This is a genomic window from Amycolatopsis sp. VS8301801F10 (genome assembly GCF_046195355.1).
GTDB lineage: Bacteria > Actinomycetota > Actinomycetes > Mycobacteriales > Pseudonocardiaceae > Amycolatopsis.
The window spans coordinates 767,871-785,044 of sequence record NZ_CP176065.1 but is presented as its reverse complement, the minus strand read 5'-3'; the positions used below and the strand labels follow the sequence as shown (position 1 = coordinate 785,044).

Sequence of the window (17,174 nt, the reverse complement as noted above, 5' to 3'; positions counted from 1 at the left end):
CGAGGGGTGGGTTTGTTTCCCAGGGAGTGTTCGCTGGGAGAGAAGTCAGGGCTTGACCGCGACGGCGCCCCAGGCGAACGGCCGGACCTCCGCGGCGAGCTCCGAAACCGGTTCGTCCGGCCGCCAGTCCGGCAGCGCGCTCATCCCCGGCTCCAGCAGCGGCCAGCCGCCGAACCACGGCCGGATCTCGTCGTCCGAGCGCAGGTACGCCGGGTTCGACGTGTCCTTGTACGCGTCCACGAACCGGCGCACCTCGGCGGCCCGGTCCGGCGGCGCGTCGTCCCGGCAGGTGGCGTGCGTGACGGCCAGCCACGAGCCGGACGCGAGCTGATCGCGATAGGCGGCGACCAGTTCGTCCGGCCGGTCGCCGGGGCCGAGGAAGTGCAGCACGGTGATCATCAGCAGGCAGACCGGCTGCGACCAGTCGATCAGCTCCTGGGTGACCTCGTCGGAGAAGATCGCTTCCGGATCGCGGATGTCGCGCTCCACGATGCCGGCCCATTCGGTCGCGTTCTCGTCTTCCAGGATCACCCGGGAATGCGCCGCCGCGACCGGTTCGTAGTCGACGTACACGACCCTCGCGGGCAGGTGGTCGCGCACGATCTCGTGCACGTTGCCCGCCGTCGGCACGCCCGAGCCGAGGTCGACGAACTGCCGGATCCCGGCGTCGAGCGCGGCCCGCACGACCCGGTTCATGAACGCCCTGTTCTCCCGCGACATCGGCCGGATCAGCGGCCACACCTTCTCGACGCGGCGGCCGAATTCCCGGTCCACCGCCCAGTTCTGGGTGCCGCCGAGGTACCAGTCGTAAATCCGCGCGGCGGACGGCTTGTCGACGTCCACGCCCTGCGGTGCGTCCGGCGCGGTCATGGCTTGCGCGCCACTGCGCACCAGGCGAACGGGCGGGCCTCCGCCTCGACGGCGTTCAGCTCGCGCTCCGGCCGCCAGTCCGGCAGATGCGTGATCCCCGGCTCCAGCAACGGCCAGCCGCCGAAGAACGGTTCGATTTCTTCGCGGTCGCGCAGCCACATCGGATTGCTCGTCTTGCGGTACTGCTCGACGAACCAGCGCAGCCCCTCCAGCGCCGGACCGCTGCCGTCGCCCTCGCTCATCTGCGAGATCGCCAGCCAGCTGCCGGACACGAGCTTGTCGCGGTAGGCGCGCACGATGGCGTCCGGATCGTCGTCCGGGCCGACGAAATGCAGCACCGCCATCAGCATCACGCACACCGGCTGGCTGAAATCGATCAGCTCGCGGGTGCGCGGGTGGTCCAGCACCGCCCGCGGGTCGCGCAGGTCGGCCTGCACGATCCCGGCCCAGTCGGTGGCCGCCTCGTCCTCGAGGATCAGCGTCGCGTGCGCCACGGCCACCGGCTCGTAGTCGACGTACACCACGGTGGCCTGGTCGTCGTCGCCGAGCGCGGCCTCGACCACCTCGTGCACGTTGCCCGCGGTCGGCACGCCGGAGCCCAGGTCGAGGAACTGGCGGATGCCCGCGTCCAGCGCGGCCCGCACGACCCGGTTCATGAACTCGCGGTTCTGCTTCGCGCCGGGCCGGGCGAGCGACCACATCTTTTCGATCTTGCGGCCGAACTCGCGGTCCACCGCCCAGTTCTGCTTGCCGCCCAGGTACCAGTCGTACACCCGCGCGGCCGAGGGTTTCTCGACGTCGACGCCTTCCGGCGCTTTCGGTGCGGCGTCGGGCTTTTCGGTCACTGGGACTCCCCTCGGAACGGCCTGGCAACCGCCAGACTAGCGAGAACGCACGGCGGGCCGGCGTTGCCAGCCGGTCCACAGCGGCCGGTAGCCCTGCGCGTACCAGAACGGCGTCGACCGCGGGTTGGCCACGGCGTGGTGCAGCAGCACGACATCCGCGCCAGCCTCGTCGAAGACCTGGTGCGCGTGCGCGGCCAGCGCGGTGCCGACACCGGACGAGCGGGCCGCCTCGGAAACCGCCAGCGACGACAGGTAACCCACCCGGGAGGCGGCGACCCGGTGCCGGATCCAGCCGGTCTCGTCGGGCATCTGCAGCACGACCATGCCGAGCGGCCGGCCGTACAGCTCCGCGATCCACACCTGCGGCTCCGGCCGTTCGAGGTGGCGCAGCAGCTCCTTGGCGATCAGCTCCTCTACGCCGGGACGGAGCGTGACCCGGCCGAACTGCGCGTCGTACCGCTGCAGTTCGAGCTGCAGGGCGACCGCGGTGGAGAGGTCGTCCGGAGTCGCGTGCCGGATGCAGACGCCCGGCGTCGCGTCGGGTCCGGCGGCCAGCCGCTGCGCCGGGCGGACGGCGAGCACGCCGACCGGGGCGAAGCCGTGCCGGAGAAGTTCGGTGGCCCCGGCGGTGTCGCGGCTGGGCCGGGAGAGCACCGCGGCGCACTCCGTATCCCCCACTCGGGCGAGGGACCGCAGGTGTTCATCCCATCGAGTGAGCAGGGCGTCGAGTCCGGCGGCCGGATCGGGACCGGCGAGCTGAACCTCCAGCCGGTGCTCGACCAGCGCCCGCCACATCGAGCGCGGGCTGTCCGGGCCGAGTCCGGTGCAGGTGCTCAGTCCCGCCGCGGTGGTGTCGCCGACCTCGGCGGAAAGCAGGGCGGAATCCCCTCCGACCTCGAAGGGGAGCGGCGCGGGAAGCAGCGCGTCCACCGTGGCGATGCGCGCCGCATGGCCGGTGGCTGTCACGTCGTTGTGCATGCCGCCATTGTCCGCCGGTCCGGCCGGAAAAGAGCCCCAGAACACTCGCCGGCCCGGGGGTTCCGGGGTGAACCGGGAGTTTCACTCCTTGGTCCACGCAGGTCAGAGAAGAACGCCCATTGTTAACCCTGGGGTGATCTCCTACTGTCTCGAAAGGGACGCCGGTACGCCCTACGGGGTAAGGTGGCGCCCTCGCCCACACCTGACGTCACGGACGAGCGCGACCGGGCAGCCGGGAAGGAAGGTCGGATGCCGGACAGCAACGCCCATCCCGGTGCCGCGCCGGAGGCGATGGGCTCGGGAGGTGCTGGCTCCGCACCGGCCGAAGGCCGCACGGACGAGAGCCGCTTTCGCGTTTACACCTTCTTCGTGCTGGGCCTCGGCCTGCTCGCGGCCCTCGCCGTCGGCACCTGGCTGCCGTTCCACGGTTCGGCCAAGCTCTGGTGGATCGGCCCGGTGCTCGCCGTCGCGTTCCTGCTCGCCGAACAGCTCGGCATCAACGTCGACGTCCGCAGCGGCATTTCGTGGACCATCTCGTTCACCGAGATCCCGCTGGTAATCGGTTTCTTCGTCGCCCCGTTCGAAGTGGTGCTCGCCGCGCATCTCGTGGCGGGCATCGGCACGCTGCTGGCCCGCAAGGTCGCCGGCCGGGTCCTCTACAACGCGGGCGCGTTCCTGCTCGAAATCACCGGCGCGTTCGCCGTCGCCGGGCTCGTGCACCTGGCCATGGGCGGCGGGCCGACCATGCCGTGGGTCGCCGCGCTCGCCGGAACGCTCACCGCGCCGCTGGTCAGCACGCTGCTCGCGCTGGCCGCCGTGCGCGTGCTGCGCCGCCGGATGCGCGTGAGCACCGCGATCCGGCTGACCGGCCGCATCCTCGTGGTCGGCTTCGTCAACGCTTCGGTCGGCCTCACCGGCTACCTCGTCATCGCGAGCACCCCGCAGGCCTGGCCGCTGGTGCTGGCGGTGTTCCTCGGACTGACCGCGCTGTACTGGGCGTATTCCGACCTGCTCCGCGAACAGCGGGACATGGAAGCGCTGTCCGACGTCAGCCTGATGGTCGCCCGGTCCGGCCAGCAGGCCGCCGCTCGGCCGGCGAGCCGCGGCGAGGAACTGGTCGGCGGGGTCGACGTGCGCGAATGGGCCACGATCGCCGAGCGGATCAAGGACCAGCTGGCCGCCGGACGCGTCGTGCTGCGGCTGCGCCTGGAGGCCGACGACCCGATGCGCGTCGTGGTCGCGGGCAACGAACTGCCGCCCGCCGACCCGGCCCACGACGACCCGCTGCTGCGCCTTCCCGGTGCGCACGTCCGGCACTTCCGGATCACCGAGGCCAATCCGGACGTCCGCGCGGCGCTGCTGGAACGCAGTGCGCAGGAAGCGCTCGTGGTGCCGTTGCGCAGCGCGAACCAGCTGCTCGGCGTCGTCGAAGCGCACGACCGGCTCTCGCGCTGGCGCGGTTTCGGCAAGTACGACGTCCAGCTGCTCGGCACGATGGCCAGCCACCTCGCGACGTCGCTCGACAACCGGCGGCTGCTCGCCACGCTCCGCCACGACGCCTACCACGACCCGCTCACCGGGCACCTGAACCGGCCGGGATTCCAGCAGGTCTCGCGGGATCCGCTGCGCGAATCGGCGGAGGTCGTGGTGCTGCGGATCGACCTCGACGTCTTCTCCACGGTCAGCGACGCGCTCGGCTACTCGTGGGCGGACCGGATGGTCATCGCCGCGGGCACGCGCATCCGCGGCGCGCTCGGCCCGGACGTCCCGCTCGCCCGGCTCGAAGGCGCGTCCTTCGCCGCGCTGCTCGTGGACTGCTCGATCGAAGACGCCCATCGCGCCGCCGAACGGCTTCGGGTCCAGCTGTCCGAGCCGTATCCGGTGGACCGGCTTTCCGTCGAAGCCAACGCGATGATCGGCTACGCCAGCTCCGCGGACGACGCCGGCGAGGTCGACGTCGACGGCCTGCTGCAGCGCGCCGACGTCGCCGTCCGCGCCACCCGCGGCGGCGAGGAAGTCCGCGGCTACGTGCCGAGCATGGGACAGATCTTCCTGCGCCGGTTCCAGATGGTCACGCAGTTCCGGCAGTCGCTGGAAGACGGCCACGTCTCCGTGCACTACCAGCCGAAGGTGACGCTGCCGAACCGGCAGGTGCAGGGCGTCGAGGCGCTCGTGCGCTGGGTGCACCCGGAATTCGGCAGGCTCGGCCCGGACGAATTCGTGCCCGCGATCGAGGCGGCCGGCCTGATCGGCGTGCTGACGTCGTTCGTGCTGGAACAATCGCTGAAGCGCGTGCGCAAGTGGCTCGACGAGGGCCTGCGGATCTCCGCGGCGGTCAACCTCTCGGTGCGGAACCTCTCCGACGACGACTTCCCGGCGAAGGTCCAGCGCGAACTGGAACGCTTCGACGTGCCGCCGGAACTGCTGACGTTCGAACTGACCGAGTCCGGCGTGATGTCCGACCCGCAGAAGGCGCTGCCGATCCTGCGCGAACTGCATTCGCTGGGCATCGTGCTCGCGGTGGACGACTTCGGCACCGGCTATTCGTCGCTCGCGTACCTGCGCCAGCTGCCGGTGGACCAGGTCAAGATCGACAAGAGCTTCGTGCTCGGCATGGGAACCGATCTCGGCGACCTCGCGGTGGTGCGGTCGATCGTCGAACTCGGCCACTCGCTGGGCCTGACGGTGGTCGCGGAAGGCGTCGAGGAGGACGTGGCGCGCGATCAGCTCGAGGCGATGGGATGTGACGTGGCCCAGGGCTACCTGATCTCGCGGCCGCTGCCGGAGGACCGGCTGGAGGCGTGGCTGCAGGCCCGCACGGCACGTTCGCCGGGACGGCATTCGGAGACCGTGCTGACCCTGCTGACCTGAGGTTTTGCGGTTAACCGACCCCGGTTGCACGGGTACTCCGGACGGGTTGCTAATCTTTCCAAGTCCTCGCGAGAGGCAAGGCCCCTTTAGCTCAGTCGGCAGAGCGTCTCCATGGTAAGGAGAAGGTCTACGGTTCGATTCCGTAAAGGGGCTCGCGAGTAGGCGAGCTATGTCCGCGGAAAGCGCGGGCCTGGCTCGCTTCGCGGCGTCCATCTGGGGGTCGAACCCCCAGACCCCCGCCAGGGGGGCTTGCCCCCCTGGACCCCCCGGCTGGGTCACCTTGGCTTGGCGGGTTGGGTCAGGTGGGGTGGGTGTCACGTAGGGCGGTGTAGCTCAGTTGGCAGAGCAAGCGGCTCATAATCGCTGTGTCGCCGGTTCAAGTCCGGCCACCGCTACGCGGTAACGACGGGGCTGGCCCCCGGATCTGAGAGAGAAGGAAACGCTGTGGCTGCCACCGACGTGCGACCCAAGATCACGCTGGCGTGCGAGGAGTGCAAGCACCGCAACTACATCACCAAGAAGAACCGGCGCAACAACCCGGATCGCCTGGAGATGAAGAAGTTCTGCCCGAACTGCGGTACGCACCGGACTCACAAAGAGACCCGCTGACGCAGGCGGTCTTACCAGCTTCGACAAGCCGTCCCGGCACTCGCCGGGGCGGCTTTTCGCTGTCTACTGGCCAGTTCTGGCACCCGCGCGGGGGCGCGCCCGGGTTCGGTTAGCCTCTTCGCGTGCCTTTGGACCAGTCGTTCACCGGGCGGGAGTACCCGTCGGACAGCAAGTACTTCGTGAGCCGGGAGAAGATCCGCGAGTTCGCCGACGCGATCGAGGACCCGAACCCGGTGTACCGGGACCCGGAGGCGGCCCGCGCGGCTGGCCACCCGGACGTGCTCGCGCCGCCCACCTTCCTCACCATCCTGAACCTGCCGAAGATCAACGGCATCGTGTCCGACCCCGCGCTCGGGCTCGACTACTCCCGGATGGTCCACGGCGACCAGGGCTTCCGCTACGAACGCCCGGTGCACGCCGGCGACGAGCTGGAAATCTCGGCCACGATCGAGTCGATCATGGCGAGGGCGGGCAACGACTTCATCAACCTCCGCGCGGAAATCACCGACGCGGACGGCAAACTCGTGTGCACGACGCGGGCGCAGCTCGTGGTTCGGGGGGCGGAAGCGTGAACGTCGGCGACGAACTGCCTCCGCTGGAGGTCCGCATCACCCGCGCGCAGCTGGTCCGCTACGCCGGCGCCTCGCTCGATTTCAACCCGATCCACTGGAACGAGAACTTCGCGACCAAGGTCGGCCTCCCGGACGTGATCGCGCACGGCATGCTCACGATGGCCGTGTCCGGCCGCATCGTCACCGACTGGCTCGGCGACCCGGCCCGCCTGGTGGACTTCAGCACGCGCTTCACCCGCCCCGTCGTGGTCCCGGACAACGACGAGGGCGCGCTGGTCGAGGTGACCGGCAAGGTCGGCGCCCTGACCGACGAGGGGCTCGCGCGGATCGACCTGACGGTGAAGTTCGAGGGCAAGACCGTGCTGGGCAAACCGCAGGCTCTCGTCCGCCCCTGACCCGGCAAAAGTCCGTGAGGGCCACCGTGAGGGAATCAGATTCCCTCACGGACCTCGGCCCGCGCGCTCTCCGGAGACAGGGCGGGAATCCCCGCGCGGCACCCGCCGGGCCGCCTCAGTGCACCCCGAGCACCGACTCCACCACGCCAGCCATCCCGGCCTCGCCCCGCGCGTTCGGGTGCAGGGCCGCGGCCGAGGACGTCGGGACGACTCCTTCAACCCACTTGACGTCCGAATTCGCGCAGACGTCGTGGCCCTTGCTCGGCTCCGCGGTGTCCGCGAACCCGGCGTCGTGCGATTTGGCCTGATCGGACAGGGCGTCGTTGAGCTTGCCGAGCGCGTCTCGCAGATACGCCACGTCGCCGGAGCCCAGCGGCAGAACCGGCCAGCAGCCGTCGCCGTCCGGGAGGACCGTCGGATAGCCGACGACCACGACCCGCGCCTTCGGGGCCTTCTTGTGGATCTGCTCGAGCGCGGTGCCGACCTTCTTCGCGGTCTCGCTGATCCGGTCGGCCAGTTCGTCCTTGCCGCCCGCGGTGAGCCGGTCCTTGCACGGCGAGGCGTTCTGGTGGGCGGTCACACAGGTCTGCGCCAGTGCGATGAATCCCACATCGTTGCCGCCGATGCCCAAGGTGACGAGCGTCGTGTCCGCGGTGACCGAGTCGAACTGCGGCGGATTCGAGCCGTTGCGCGTCGACTGCGAGTCGGTCAGGTCGTCGGTCGTCGCGCCGCTGCAGCTGACGTCCACGAACTTCGCCGGCTTCAGCTTCGCCGACACCAGGTGCGGATAGTTGTTGTCCGACCGCGCGCAGCCGGCCGGCGAGCCCGCCTGCTTCCCGGTGCGCGGAGCCGACGTGTACGAGTCGCCGAGCGCGACGTACCGGCCGCTGCCGCCGCCGGTGTCCGCGCCCGAGGGCGGGGCGATCGACGAGTCGTGCTTCGACTTGTAGTAGCCGACGGCCAGCAGCGCCCCCACGACCACGAGGACGAGCAACCCGCATCCACCGCTTTTGTTTGCCCCCACCCGACCGTTCTACCGGTCCAGCCCCTCGCCGACGACCCGCTTACGGGTGATCACGCAAAGACAGCGGCGTGGAGTTCGCCCGCCAGCTCCAGCGCGTGCGGGACGGTTTCGGCCACATAGTGCAGATCGACCAGCGCTTCGGTGATGCCGTCGGCCTCGGCGGCCTTCAGCAGGGCCGCGACGTCCTCGACGGTCGAGGTCTTCGAGCCAGGCGTCGGGTTGATCCGCAGCACGCGGCGCAGCGATTCCGGGTCCCGACCGGCCTTCTCCGCGGACTCGACCACCACCGCCCACTTCTGCCGCAGCAGCGGGAGCGGGAGCCCGGCGGGCAGCCAGCCGTCGGCGATCCGGCCGACGCGCCGCAGCGCCGCGTCCGACGCCCCGCCCAGCAGCACCGGCGGGCCGGGCTGCTGCAGCGGACGCAGGCCGATCAGGGAGTCCGGGATGTCCCAGCGCTCGCTCCGGTGCCCGGCCGGGTCCTCGGTCCAGAGCGTCCGCAGCACCTTGACCAGTTCGGCCAGCCGCGCGCCGCGATGCTCCCACGGCACGCCGGCGGCGGTGTACTCGTCGCGGAGCCAGCTGAGCCCGAGTCCCACGTCGAGCCTGCCGCCGGACAGCAGATCCAGTGACGTCAGGGACCGCGCCAGGAGCACCGGCGAGTAGAGCGGGCCGTTGAGGGTGCTCGACCCCAGCCGCGCGGTCTCGGTCGAATTCGCCGCGATGGTGAGCGCGAGCAGGGGGTCGACGAAGCGGACGAACTCCGGCGGGTACGGCTGTTCGGGGGTACCGGACGGGTAATAGGTCTTGGGGGCGACCGGGGTCAGCACCCGGTCCCCGACCCACAGCGAGGCGAAGCCCAGCCGCTCGGCTTCGGCGGCGAAGCCGGCGATGGCGGAGGGGTCGGCGAGCTTGCCGTACTGCGGCAGAGCGAGCCCGAGCCGGAATGTGGTCACCGAGTCTCCTTGATCAGAGTTTCGCTTGCGGGTCAACGAAGATCATCTCGCCGGGAGCTGATCTTGGCTTCCGGGCGGGGAAAATCGCCAGGGCGGAAGCGATTTCCCTTGCCGTGCCCAGTGATCCGGAGCGGTCGCGAAGCCGGGCGGGGCGGCGGTCGCCGGCGGCTTTACGATTAATCGGATAACGGGGCACGGGCCTATGTTCGCACGATCGGGTGATCTTCGCCGCGCATTCCGGGATGCTGTCCGGAGGCCCCGGAGGGACCCCCGCCGAGCCGCCGCGGCGCCGTCGAGGGGGCTGGGTTGCAAGGCTTCATCCGGCTTGCCGTAGACTTCGGAACTCGGAACGCACTACGGTCATCCCCGCCGGATGGTGGGGACGATGGAATGCGTCCTCCGGAGCCAGGGTGACCGGGCTCCACAGGGGTGTAGCTCAATTGGCAGAGCAGCGGTCTCCAAAACCGCAGGTTGCAGGTTCAAGTCCTGTCACCCCTGCGTACGGGAACTGGTGGAGCGGAGGAGTGGTCGTGAGCGACAGCGACGCCAGCGGCGAGCACGAGCAGGACGATTCGGGCAAGCGGCCCGGAGTCGAATCCCGCCCGGTGTCCGCCGCGGCTCGGCGCGAACGCCGCGCTTCCGCTCGGCCGGCAGGCAAGTCCGAGGCACGGCCGGGCTCGACCCGTCCGTCCGGCAAGGCGGGCGACAAGGTCGCGAAGCCCGCCGACGCCAAGGGCGCGCCCACCCCCAAACGGGACCGGAAGCCCAAGAAGGCCTCGGTGTTCGCCCGGTTCACGCGGTTCATCCGCGAGGTCTGGGCCGAACTGCGCAAGGTCATCTGGCCCAACCGCAAGCAGATGGTCACCTACACCGCGGTCGTGCTGGTGTTCGTGGTGTTCATGGTGGCCCTCGTGAGCGGCCTCGATCTCGGCTTCAAGGAGCTGGTCGGGCTGGTCTTCGGCTGACGCCCGCAGGGCGCGCCACCGCGCTGGCCGGGCCCCGGTCCGGCCCGGCAAGCGATCAACTGAGAGGACGGAACGTGACCTCCGACAACGGCACCGAAGCCGGTCGCGACCTGACCGAGCTTTCCGACGAGCAGGCGCAGGCGGCGCCCGGCGACGAGGAGTCTGCCGAGCCCGTCGAGGTGCCCGTCGCCGAGGACGAGGTCGCCGCCGAAGAAGCCTCCGCCGACGAGGCGGACGACACCGACGACGCCGCCGAAGCCGACGTGACCGAGCCCGCCCCCGAGGCGGACGACCCGGTCGCCGCGCTGCGCGCCGAGCTCAAGGCCGCGCCGGGCGAGTGGTACGTCGTGCACTCGTACGCCGGTTACGAGAACAAGGTCAAGACCAACCTCGAGACGCGTACCCAGACCCTGGACGTCGAGGACTACATCTTCCAGATCGAGGTCCCGACCGAAGAGGTCACCGAGATCAAGAACGGCCAGCGCAAGCAGGTGCAGCGCAAGGTGCTGCCCGGCTACATCCTGGTCCGGATGGACCTCAACGACCAGTCGTGGAGCGCGGTCCGCAACACCCCGGGCGTCACCGGGTTCGTCGGGGCCACCTCGCGGCCGTCGCCGCTGACCGTGGACGAGGTGCTGAAGTTCCTCGCCCCGCAGGTGGAGAAGGAAGCCCCGGCCAAGGCGGCCAAGGGCGGCGAATCCGCCGCGGCCGCGCCGTCCGGTGCGCCCGCCGTCGAGGTCGACTTCGAGGTCGGCGAGTCGGTCACCGTCATGGACGGCCCGTTCGCCACGCTGCCCGCCACGATCTCCGAGGTCAACGTCGACGGGCAGAAGCTGAAGGTCCTGGTGTCGATCTTCGGCCGGGAGACCCCGGTCGAGCTCTCGTTCAGCCAGGTCTCCAAGATCTGACGGCCGGGCCATCCCGGTCGGCAGTCCCCGCGTACTGGCAGGTGTGCGGGGGACTCACGTCAGTTGAGAAGGACACAAGGTAATGCCACCCAAGAAGAAGAAGCTTGCGGCGATCATCAAGCTGCAGATCAAGGCGGGTGCGGCCAACCCCGCGCCGCCGGTCGGCCCGGCGCTGGGCCAGCACGGCGTCAACATCATGGAGTTCTGCAAGGCCTACAACGCCGCGACCGAGTCGCAGCGCGGGGACGTCGTCCCGGTCGAGATCTCCGTGTACGAGGACCGGTCGTTCGACTTCAAGCTGAAGACGCCGCCGGCCGCCAAGCTGCTGCTCAAGGCCGCGGGCGTGGAGAAGGGCTCCGGCGAGCCGCACAAGACCAAGGTCGCCAAGGTCACCTGGGACCAGGTCCGCGAGATCGCGAAGACCAAGGAGACCGACCTCAACGCGCACGACATCGACCAGGCCGCGAAGATCATCGCCGGCACTGCCCGCTCGATGGGCATCACCGTCGAGTAATTGCCCCGACTCCGTCGAGGCGGCGTGATTTCGCGCCAGCACGAGTGGGAGGGCTGATGTGCTGCCCGTACCACTACTGATCCGCTGACTTACTAAGGACAGAAGCATGACCAAGCACAGCAAGGCCTACCGCCAGGCCGCGGAGCTGATCGACAAGACGCGTCTCTACGCGCCGCTCGAGGCCGTGAAGCTGGCGAAGGAGACCTCCAAGACGAAGATGGACGCGACCGTCGAGGTCGCGATGCGTCTCGGGGTCGACCCGCGCAAGGCCGACCAGATGGTCCGCGGCACCGTGAACCTGCCGCACGGCACCGGTAAGACCGCCCGCGTCATCGTTTTCGCCGTCGGCGACAAGGCCGCCGAGGCCGAAGCCGCCGGCGCGGACGCGGTCGGCACCGACGAACTGATCGAGCGCATCCAGGGTGGCTGGCTCGACTTCGACGCCGCGATCGCGACGCCGGACCAGATGGCCAAGGTGGGCCGCATCGCCCGCATCCTCGGCCCGCGCGGCCTCATGCCGAACCCGAAGACCGGCACGGTGACCCCCGCGGTCGAGAAGGCCGTGAAGGACATCAAGGGCGGCAAGATCAACTTCCGCGTCGACAAGCAGGCGAACCTGCACCTGGTGATCGGCAAGGCGTCGTTCGACACCGAGAAGCTGGTGGAGAACTACGCGGCCGCGCTGGACGAGATCCTGCGCGCCAAGCCGTCGTCGGCGAAGGGCCGCTACGTCAAGAAGGTCACCTTCACCACGACGATGGGCCCGGGCATCCCGGTCGACCCGGCGCGGACCCGCAACCTCCTCTCCGAGGAAGCCGCGGTCTGAGTCGCACATCACGCGAAAGGGTGGTCACGCTTCGTGCGTGACCACCCTTTTTTCGTGTCTCATGGACGTATGCCAACGACGTTCCTCGCCCCCGACGGGCTCCAGCTGAGCTACACGGTCTGGGAGGGGGACGGACGGCACCGGCGGCCGGTCGTGCTGCACCACGGTTTCGCCGCCGATTCCCAGGTGAACTGGGTCAACCCCGGGGTCGTGGACGCGCTGGTCAAGGCCGGGTTCACGGTGATCGCGCTGGACGCGCGCGGGCACGGCGCGTCGGAGAAACCGCACGACCCGGCGGCCTACGGCGAGGACATCATGGCCGCGGACCTGACCGCGCTGTTCGACGAACTCGGCCTGGACGAGGTGTGCCTGGCGGGCTATTCGATGGGCGCGATCGTGTCGCTGCTGGTGGCTACGCGTGACCGCCGAGTCCGCTGCCTCGCGGTCGGCGGGGTCGGCGCGGGAATCGTGGACTTCGGCGGGGTGGACGCCCGGGTGATCAACCGGAGCCAGATCGCCGCCGGACTGCTGGCCGAAGACCGCTCGCAGGTGCCCCCGGCGGCGCGCCCGTTCCGTCGGCTGGCCCGCCGGGCAGGCGCGGACGTCGAAGCACTGGCCGCGGTCATGCACGCGACCCCGCACGGCCCGATGCGCCTGACGAACCTGTCGGCGGCGACGCTGATCCTGGCGGGGGAGTCGGACGAACTGGCCACGCAGCCGGAACGCCTCGCCGCGGGGATCGCCGGTGCGCGCCTGGTGCGGGTGCCGGGAAACCACATGGAAGCGGTGGCACACCCGGCCTTCGCGGCGGCGCTGGTGGACTTCTTCGCGTACTCGGACACCGGGGAGACCCGGTTGCCGATCAGCTCTCCTGCGTGAGGGTCAGCTCGGGGTGGAGGTCGCCGTCGGCGGAGGGCATTTCTCCGGGCCGGACGAATGACCGGTGATCAGCCACTGTCCTTTGTCCACTTTGGTCACCTCGAACACGCCCAGCGCCGGACCGCCGCTCACGGTGAACGAACAGGAATCGATCTTGACCACCGGCGGCGGAGTCGGACCCGAGACGTAGGACGGGAGCGATTCGGCGTAGTCGTTGACGTTCTTCACTTGCGCGTGGAGCTTCTCGACCGCGACCTTGCAATCCGGCTGGCCGGTGGTGTCTTTGGCGAACTTGTCCTGGATGTCCTCGCGGAAGCGCCCGCAGGCGTCGTCGACCCGGCCCTGGGCGATGTTGTGGTAGACGAACCGCACCGCCTCGTTCGGGTTGGTCGAGAAGATGTGGTTCGTGTGGTAGGTCCCGCCGCCCTCGGCGGCGATCTGGGCCGAGGTTTTGCCGTCGTCGCTGGGAAAGATCTGGTGATAGCCCCAGTTGACCAGGATGCCCAGGATGACCAAGGCGATCACCCAGCCCAGGATTTTCCCGCCCAGCCGCTTCACCCAGCGCGGCACCGGGCGGCGGTTGCGCGGCGGTTCCTGGTACTCGGTCAGCGCACCTGGCTGATGCGGCGGGGCAGGCGGCTGCCCACCGGCGAGCGGCTGGCGGTTTCCGGCCGGGACCAGACCAGCGTCGGGAGCCGGGGCCGGTTCGGCACCCTGTTGGGCCTGGGTGAACCGCAAGTACTCCTGGAACCTCTGGAATTCCTGGAACTGGCGCAGCTGCTCCGGATCCAGCTGCGGCGCGGCCGATCCGCTCGGCTGCGGAAGGTTCGGCGCAGCCTGCTGCGGCTCGTTCGCAGCTGGCTGAGCGGGAGGGCGCGGCGCGACCTCGCCCCCGCCGGGTTGCGGCAGTGCGGGCGGTTGCGCCGAGGACCCACCCGGGCCGGGAGAGGGGAGGTCTTCCGGCTTTCCGTGATCACGCTGTTCCGCCACGTCACCAATGATGCCCGCTCCGCCGCGATTTCCCGAGACTGCCCCGGTTCTCGCAGCTCAGCGAGGGGGCGCCGGACAACCCCGGGAACCCCTGCCGTATGCTGGTCGACGGTTCTACCAAAGACCGCTGGTTCTCTCCGGATTCCCGGGGAGCGAAGGCTCCGCAGTTTGGCGGACGGCCCGCGCAGGAGGAACGAGGCCCTAACCCTAGCCGTCCTGGCTGGGCAACGCCCCGCGTCTTGCTGCGCGTGGGCGTTTTGTCGTTCGGGGGCGCCTCCGCCGAAGCCAGTGGTGACACTAGCCAAGAGAGGAGGCGACCATGGCGAAGCCCGACAAGGTGGCGGCCGTCGCCGAGATCGCGGAGAGCTTCCGCAGCAGCTCGGCCACCGTCGTTACCGAGTACACCGGCCTCTCCGTGACTCAGCTGTCCCAGCTGCGCCGCGCTCTCGGCACCAGTGCCAAGTACCGGGTCGCGAAGAACACCCTCGTCAAGCGTGCCGCTGAGGACGCCGGTCTCGAGGGCATCGAGGACCTGTTCGTCGGCCCGACCGCGATCGCTTTTGTGCACGGCGAGGCAGTCGACGCCGCGAAGGCGCTTCGCGACTTCGCGAAGGAAAACAACGCGCTTGTCATCAAGGGCGGCTACATGGACGGCAAGTCGCTGTCCGTGGACGAGATCACCAAGATCGCCGATCTCGACAGCCGCGAGGTGCTGCTTTCCAAGGCGGCGGGCGCGTTCAAGGCGAAGCTTTCCCAGGCCGCCGCGCTGTTCCAGGCGCCGGCGTCCCAGGTTGCCCGCCTGGCTGCCGCGCTGGAGGAGAAGCAGCGCAACGCCACCGGTACCGAAGCAGCCGAAGCACCCGCCGAGAGCTGAACCACCCCACCCCGAACGTCTCGTTCGTTTTTCTGAGAGGAAGCCATCATGGCGAAGCTGAGCACCGCCGAGCTGATCGACGCCTTCAAGGAGCTGACCCTTCTTGAGCTGTCCGAGTTCGTGAAGGAATTCGAAGAGGTCTTCGACGTCACCGCCGCCGCCCCGGCCGCCGTCGTGGCCGCCGCCCCGGGTGCCGCCGCCGGTGGCGCCGAGGCCGCTGCCGAGCAGGACGAGTTCGACGTCATCCTCGACTCGGCCGGCGACAAGAAGATCCAGGTCATCAAGGTCGTCCGCGAGGTCGTCTCCGGTCTGGGCCTGAAGGAGGCCAAGGAGCTGGTCGAGGCCGCTCCCAAGGCGCTCCTGGAGAAGGTCGACAAGGAGGCCGCCGACGCCGCCAAGGAGAAGCTCGAGGCCGCCGGCGCCAAGATCACCATCAAGTGATCCCGGGCGCGCAAGCGCCTGCAGCACCACCTCGAAAGGGGCGGACACCCGACACGGGCGTCCGCCCCTTTTGCTGTCCGAGACAAAAAAGACGCACAGTCGCCACCTCGGCCCTGGGCACCCTCGTTCAGGCGAATCAACCGGGCGCTGGCCGGTCCCGGGTCACCCCCTGTTTGTCGCGTTTCCGCCGGTTAACCCGTCAGGGTGAGCGGCAGGCGGCCATCTGGCTCTGCGCCCGAACGTGACGTGCACTACCGTGCTGCCAGCGGTCGCCGTACTGGATCCCCGGCGCGTGAGACGTGCACGGGGGCTGGCCAGAGAACAAAACTGGTGAGTAACCTGTTCGCGCTCAGCTCGTTGCACCTGGTTGAAGCGGAGTTCGCCGCGCGAGCTCCGCCGCTGCCAGCGGGTGACGGGGCGGCGGTGCGCGACGACGCGGAACAGCTCCTGGAGGTGCGATGGGTGCCGAGGTGGTCATCGAAGGTCTGACGAAGTCCTTCGGAAAGCAGACCATCTGGCGGGACGTGACGCTGACCCTGCCTCCCGGCGAGGTCTCGGCGATGCTCGGCCCGTCCGGAACCGGCAAGTCCGTGTTCCTGAAGTCGATGATCGGCCTGCTCAAGCCGGATCGCGGGCGCTGTGTCATCAACGGCGTCGACATCGTCACCTGCTCCGAGCACAAGCTGTACGAGATCCGGAAGCTCTTCGGCGTCCTGTTCCAGGACGGCGCGCTGTTCGGCTCGATGAACCTCTTCGACAACGTGGCCTTCCCGCTGCGGGAGCACACGAAGAAGTCCGAGACCGAGATCCGCCGGATCGTGCTCGAGAAGCTCGAGATCACCGGTCTGGCCGGCGCGGACAAGAAGCTCCCCGGCGAGATCTCCGGCGGGATGCGCAAGCGCGCCGGCCTCGCCCGCGCGCTCGTGCTCGACCCGGAGATCATCCTGGTCGACGAGCCGGACTCCGGTCTCGACCCGGTCCGCACGACCTACATCTCCCAGCTCTTCCTGGACGTCAACGCCCAGATCGACGCGACGTTCCTGATCGTGTCGCACAACATCAACCTCGCCCGCACGGTGCCGGACAACCTCGGCATGCTGTTCCGCAAGGAACTCGTCATGTTCGGCCCGCGCGAGGTGCTGCTGACCAGCGACGAACCGGTGGTCGAGCAGTTCCTCAACGGCCGCAAGCTCGGCCCGATCGGCATGTCCGAGGAGAAGGACAGCGCCCAGATGGCCCGCGAGCAGGCCGAGGCCGCCGCCGGGCACGGCGACGTGCTCAACGAGGACGTGCGCGGCGTCGTGCCGCAGATGCAGGTCAGCCCGGGCGTTCCGGAGCGGGCCGGGGCGAAGCGGCGGATGGACCGCGTCATGCGGATCCTGCACACGCTCCCGCCGAGCGCGCAGGAGGGGATCATCGAATCCCTGACGCCGGAGCAGCAGCGGTACTACAACGTGCGGCCCAACCCCGGCGCGTTCCACCACCAGCACGGTCCCGAGGCCACCCAGCAGCTGCCCCCGGTCAGCGGCCCGGGTCCGGTGCCCAACCAGCACCAGGGACAGCTTCCCGCCGACCAGGTCGCGCGCATTCCGGGCGCGGACCGCCGGTCGCCCCGGCACGGGCAGGGTGGCGCGTGACCACCAGCACGGCCAAGATCCCC

At 69.6% G+C, this 17,174-nt stretch carries 18 protein-coding genes and 3 tRNA genes; 15 read left to right on the top strand and 6 right to left on the bottom strand.

What is annotated here, in order from left to right; genetic code table 11:
• Positions 1 to 45: 45 nt before the first annotated feature.
• The 3 genes from F9C11_RS03760 to F9C11_RS03750 are packed head-to-tail and all read right to left on the bottom strand — an operon-like array spanning position 46 to position 2,693.
• Positions 46 to 870 carry an SAM-dependent methyltransferase gene (locus tag F9C11_RS03760; protein ID WP_409183524.1) on the bottom strand — a complete coding sequence of 275 codons (825 nt, stop codon included), beginning with the start codon at positions 868 to 870 and terminating at the stop codon, positions 46 to 48.
• Complete coding sequence (locus tag F9C11_RS03755; RefSeq protein ID WP_409183523.1) at positions 867 to 1,715, bottom strand: SAM-dependent methyltransferase; 849 nt, start codon at positions 1,713 to 1,715, stop codon at positions 867 to 869. Before F9C11_RS03755 ends, F9C11_RS03760 begins: the two co-directional genes overlap by 4 nt.
• Positions 1,716 to 1,751: 36 nt before the next feature.
• Complete coding sequence (locus F9C11_RS03750; RefSeq protein ID WP_409183522.1) at positions 1,752 to 2,693, bottom strand: GNAT family N-acetyltransferase; 942 nt, start codon at positions 2,691 to 2,693, stop codon at positions 1,752 to 1,754.
• A 249-nt stretch (positions 2,694 to 2,942) separates the two neighbouring features.
• Here F9C11_RS03750 and F9C11_RS03745 point away from each other — a divergent pair, with 249 nt between their 5' ends.
• From F9C11_RS03745 to F9C11_RS03720, 6 genes are all read left to right on the top strand, one after another.
• A complete protein-coding gene (locus F9C11_RS03745; RefSeq protein WP_409183521.1) occupies positions 2,943 to 5,564 on the top strand; it encodes a putative bifunctional diguanylate cyclase/phosphodiesterase in 2,622 nt (873 codons plus the stop codon).
• An 80-nt stretch (positions 5,565 to 5,644) separates the two neighbouring features.
• Positions 5,645 to 5,717: transfer RNA gene (locus tag F9C11_RS03740), tRNA-Thr, on the top strand.
• 169 nt (positions 5,718 to 5,886) lie between these two features.
• A tRNA-Met gene (locus tag F9C11_RS03735) sits at positions 5,887 to 5,959 on the top strand.
• A gap of 49 nt (positions 5,960 to 6,008) precedes the next feature.
• Positions 6,009 to 6,173 carry a 50S ribosomal protein L33 gene (rpmG, locus tag F9C11_RS03730; protein ID WP_005152047.1) on the top strand — a complete coding sequence of 55 codons (165 nt, stop codon included), beginning with the start codon at positions 6,009 to 6,011 and terminating at the stop codon, positions 6,171 to 6,173.
• A gap of 122 nt (positions 6,174 to 6,295) precedes the next feature.
• Positions 6,296 to 6,745 (top strand): MaoC family dehydratase N-terminal domain-containing protein, encoded by a 450-nt coding sequence (locus F9C11_RS03725; protein WP_409183520.1) that lies wholly within the window; start codon positions 6,296 to 6,298, stop codon positions 6,743 to 6,745.
• A complete protein-coding gene (locus F9C11_RS03720; RefSeq protein WP_409183519.1) occupies positions 6,742 to 7,140 on the top strand; it encodes a MaoC family dehydratase in 399 nt (132 codons plus the stop codon). Before F9C11_RS03725 ends, F9C11_RS03720 begins: the two co-directional genes overlap by 4 nt.
• A 115-nt stretch (positions 7,141 to 7,255) precedes the next feature.
• Here F9C11_RS03720 and F9C11_RS03715 read toward each other — a convergent pair whose 3' ends face one another.
• The gene (locus F9C11_RS03715; protein WP_409183518.1) at positions 7,256 to 8,164 is read right to left on the bottom strand and encodes an SGNH/GDSL hydrolase family protein; all 909 of its coding nucleotides are present in this window, start codon (positions 8,162 to 8,164) and stop codon (positions 7,256 to 7,258) included.
• A 50-nt stretch (positions 8,165 to 8,214) separates the two neighbouring features.
• Positions 8,215 to 9,117 (bottom strand): TIGR03619 family F420-dependent LLM class oxidoreductase, encoded by a 903-nt coding sequence (locus tag F9C11_RS03710; RefSeq protein WP_409183517.1) that lies wholly within the window; start codon positions 9,115 to 9,117, stop codon positions 8,215 to 8,217.
• A gap of 425 nt (positions 9,118 to 9,542) precedes the next feature.
• Here F9C11_RS03710 and F9C11_RS03705 point away from each other — a divergent pair.
• The 6 genes from F9C11_RS03705 to F9C11_RS03680 all read left to right on the top strand — a co-directional run bounded on the left by F9C11_RS03705 (position 9,543) and on the right by F9C11_RS03680 (position 13,209).
• Positions 9,543 to 9,615, top strand: a tRNA-Trp gene (locus F9C11_RS03705).
• A gap of 32 nt (positions 9,616 to 9,647) precedes the next feature.
• Positions 9,648 to 10,082: a preprotein translocase subunit SecE gene (gene secE / locus F9C11_RS03700; RefSeq protein WP_409183516.1), complete on the top strand. Its 435-nt coding sequence runs from the start codon at positions 9,648 to 9,650 to the stop codon at positions 10,080 to 10,082.
• 74 nt (positions 10,083 to 10,156) lie between these two features.
• Complete coding sequence (gene nusG / locus F9C11_RS03695; RefSeq protein ID WP_409183515.1) at positions 10,157 to 10,990, top strand: transcription termination/antitermination protein NusG; 834 nt, start codon at positions 10,157 to 10,159, stop codon at positions 10,988 to 10,990.
• A gap of 82 nt (positions 10,991 to 11,072) precedes the next feature.
• Positions 11,073 to 11,504 carry a 50S ribosomal protein L11 gene (gene rplK / locus F9C11_RS03690; protein ID WP_037360170.1) on the top strand — a complete coding sequence of 144 codons (432 nt, stop codon included), beginning with the start codon at positions 11,073 to 11,075 and terminating at the stop codon, positions 11,502 to 11,504.
• Positions 11,505 to 11,610: 106 nt separating this feature from the next.
• The gene (gene rplA, locus F9C11_RS03685) at positions 11,611 to 12,330 is read left to right on the top strand and encodes a 50S ribosomal protein L1 (protein WP_409183514.1); all 720 of its coding nucleotides are present in this window, start codon (positions 11,611 to 11,613) and stop codon (positions 12,328 to 12,330) included.
• A gap of 69 nt (positions 12,331 to 12,399) precedes the next feature.
• Positions 12,400 to 13,209, top strand: a complete 810-nt coding sequence (locus tag F9C11_RS03680) for an alpha/beta fold hydrolase (RefSeq protein WP_409183513.1) — start codon at positions 12,400 to 12,402, stop codon at positions 13,207 to 13,209.
• A 3-nt stretch (positions 13,210 to 13,212) separates the two neighbouring features.
• Here F9C11_RS03680 and F9C11_RS03675 read toward each other — a convergent pair whose 3' ends face one another.
• Positions 13,213 to 14,199, bottom strand: a complete 987-nt coding sequence (locus F9C11_RS03675) for a hypothetical protein (protein WP_409183512.1) — start codon at positions 14,197 to 14,199, stop codon at positions 13,213 to 13,215.
• 319 nt (positions 14,200 to 14,518) lie between these two features.
• On the opposite strand from F9C11_RS03675, the gene rplJ reads away from it, so the two are divergent.
• The 3 genes from rplJ to F9C11_RS03660 all read left to right on the top strand — a co-directional run bounded on the left by rplJ (position 14,519) and on the right by F9C11_RS03660 (position 17,151).
• Entirely contained in the window at positions 14,519 to 15,073 is a 555-nt protein-coding gene (gene rplJ, locus F9C11_RS03670) for a 50S ribosomal protein L10 (protein WP_037816297.1), read from the top strand.
• Positions 15,074 to 15,121: 48 nt separating this feature from the next.
• Complete coding sequence (rplL, locus tag F9C11_RS03665) at positions 15,122 to 15,514, top strand: 50S ribosomal protein L7/L12 (RefSeq protein ID WP_009072216.1); 393 nt, start codon at positions 15,122 to 15,124, stop codon at positions 15,512 to 15,514.
• Between the two features lie 458 nt (positions 15,515 to 15,972).
• Entirely contained in the window at positions 15,973 to 17,151 is a 1,179-nt protein-coding gene (locus tag F9C11_RS03660; RefSeq protein ID WP_409183511.1) for an ABC transporter ATP-binding protein, read from the top strand.
• The last annotated feature ends 23 nt before the right edge of the window (positions 17,152 to 17,174 follow it).

Bases quoted from the DNA above. Each gene is read 5' to 3' on its own strand.
- F9C11_RS03760 (WP_409183524.1), bottom strand. From the start codon at position 870: ATGACCGCGCCGGACGCACCGCAGGGCGTGGACGTCGACAAGCCGTCC.
- F9C11_RS03750 (WP_409183522.1), bottom strand. From the start codon at position 2,693: ATGCACAACGACGTGACAGCCACCGGCCATGCGGCGCGCATCGCCACG.
- F9C11_RS03745 (WP_409183521.1), top strand. From the start codon at position 2,943: ATGCCGGACAGCAACGCCCATCCCGGTGCCGCGCCGGAGGCGATGGGC.
- rplK (WP_037360170.1), top strand. From the start codon at position 11,073: ATGCCACCCAAGAAGAAGAAGCTTGCGGCGATCATCAAGCTGCAGATC.
- rplA (WP_409183514.1), top strand. From the start codon at position 11,611: ATGACCAAGCACAGCAAGGCCTACCGCCAGGCCGCGGAGCTGATCGAC.
- F9C11_RS03680 (WP_409183513.1), top strand. From the start codon at position 12,400: ATGCCAACGACGTTCCTCGCCCCCGACGGGCTCCAGCTGAGCTACACG.
- rplJ (WP_037816297.1), top strand. From the start codon at position 14,519: ATGGCGAAGCCCGACAAGGTGGCGGCCGTCGCCGAGATCGCGGAGAGC.
- rplL (WP_009072216.1), top strand. From the start codon at position 15,122: ATGGCGAAGCTGAGCACCGCCGAGCTGATCGACGCCTTCAAGGAGCTG.
- F9C11_RS03660 (WP_409183511.1), top strand. From the start codon at position 15,973: ATGGGTGCCGAGGTGGTCATCGAAGGTCTGACGAAGTCCTTCGGAAAG.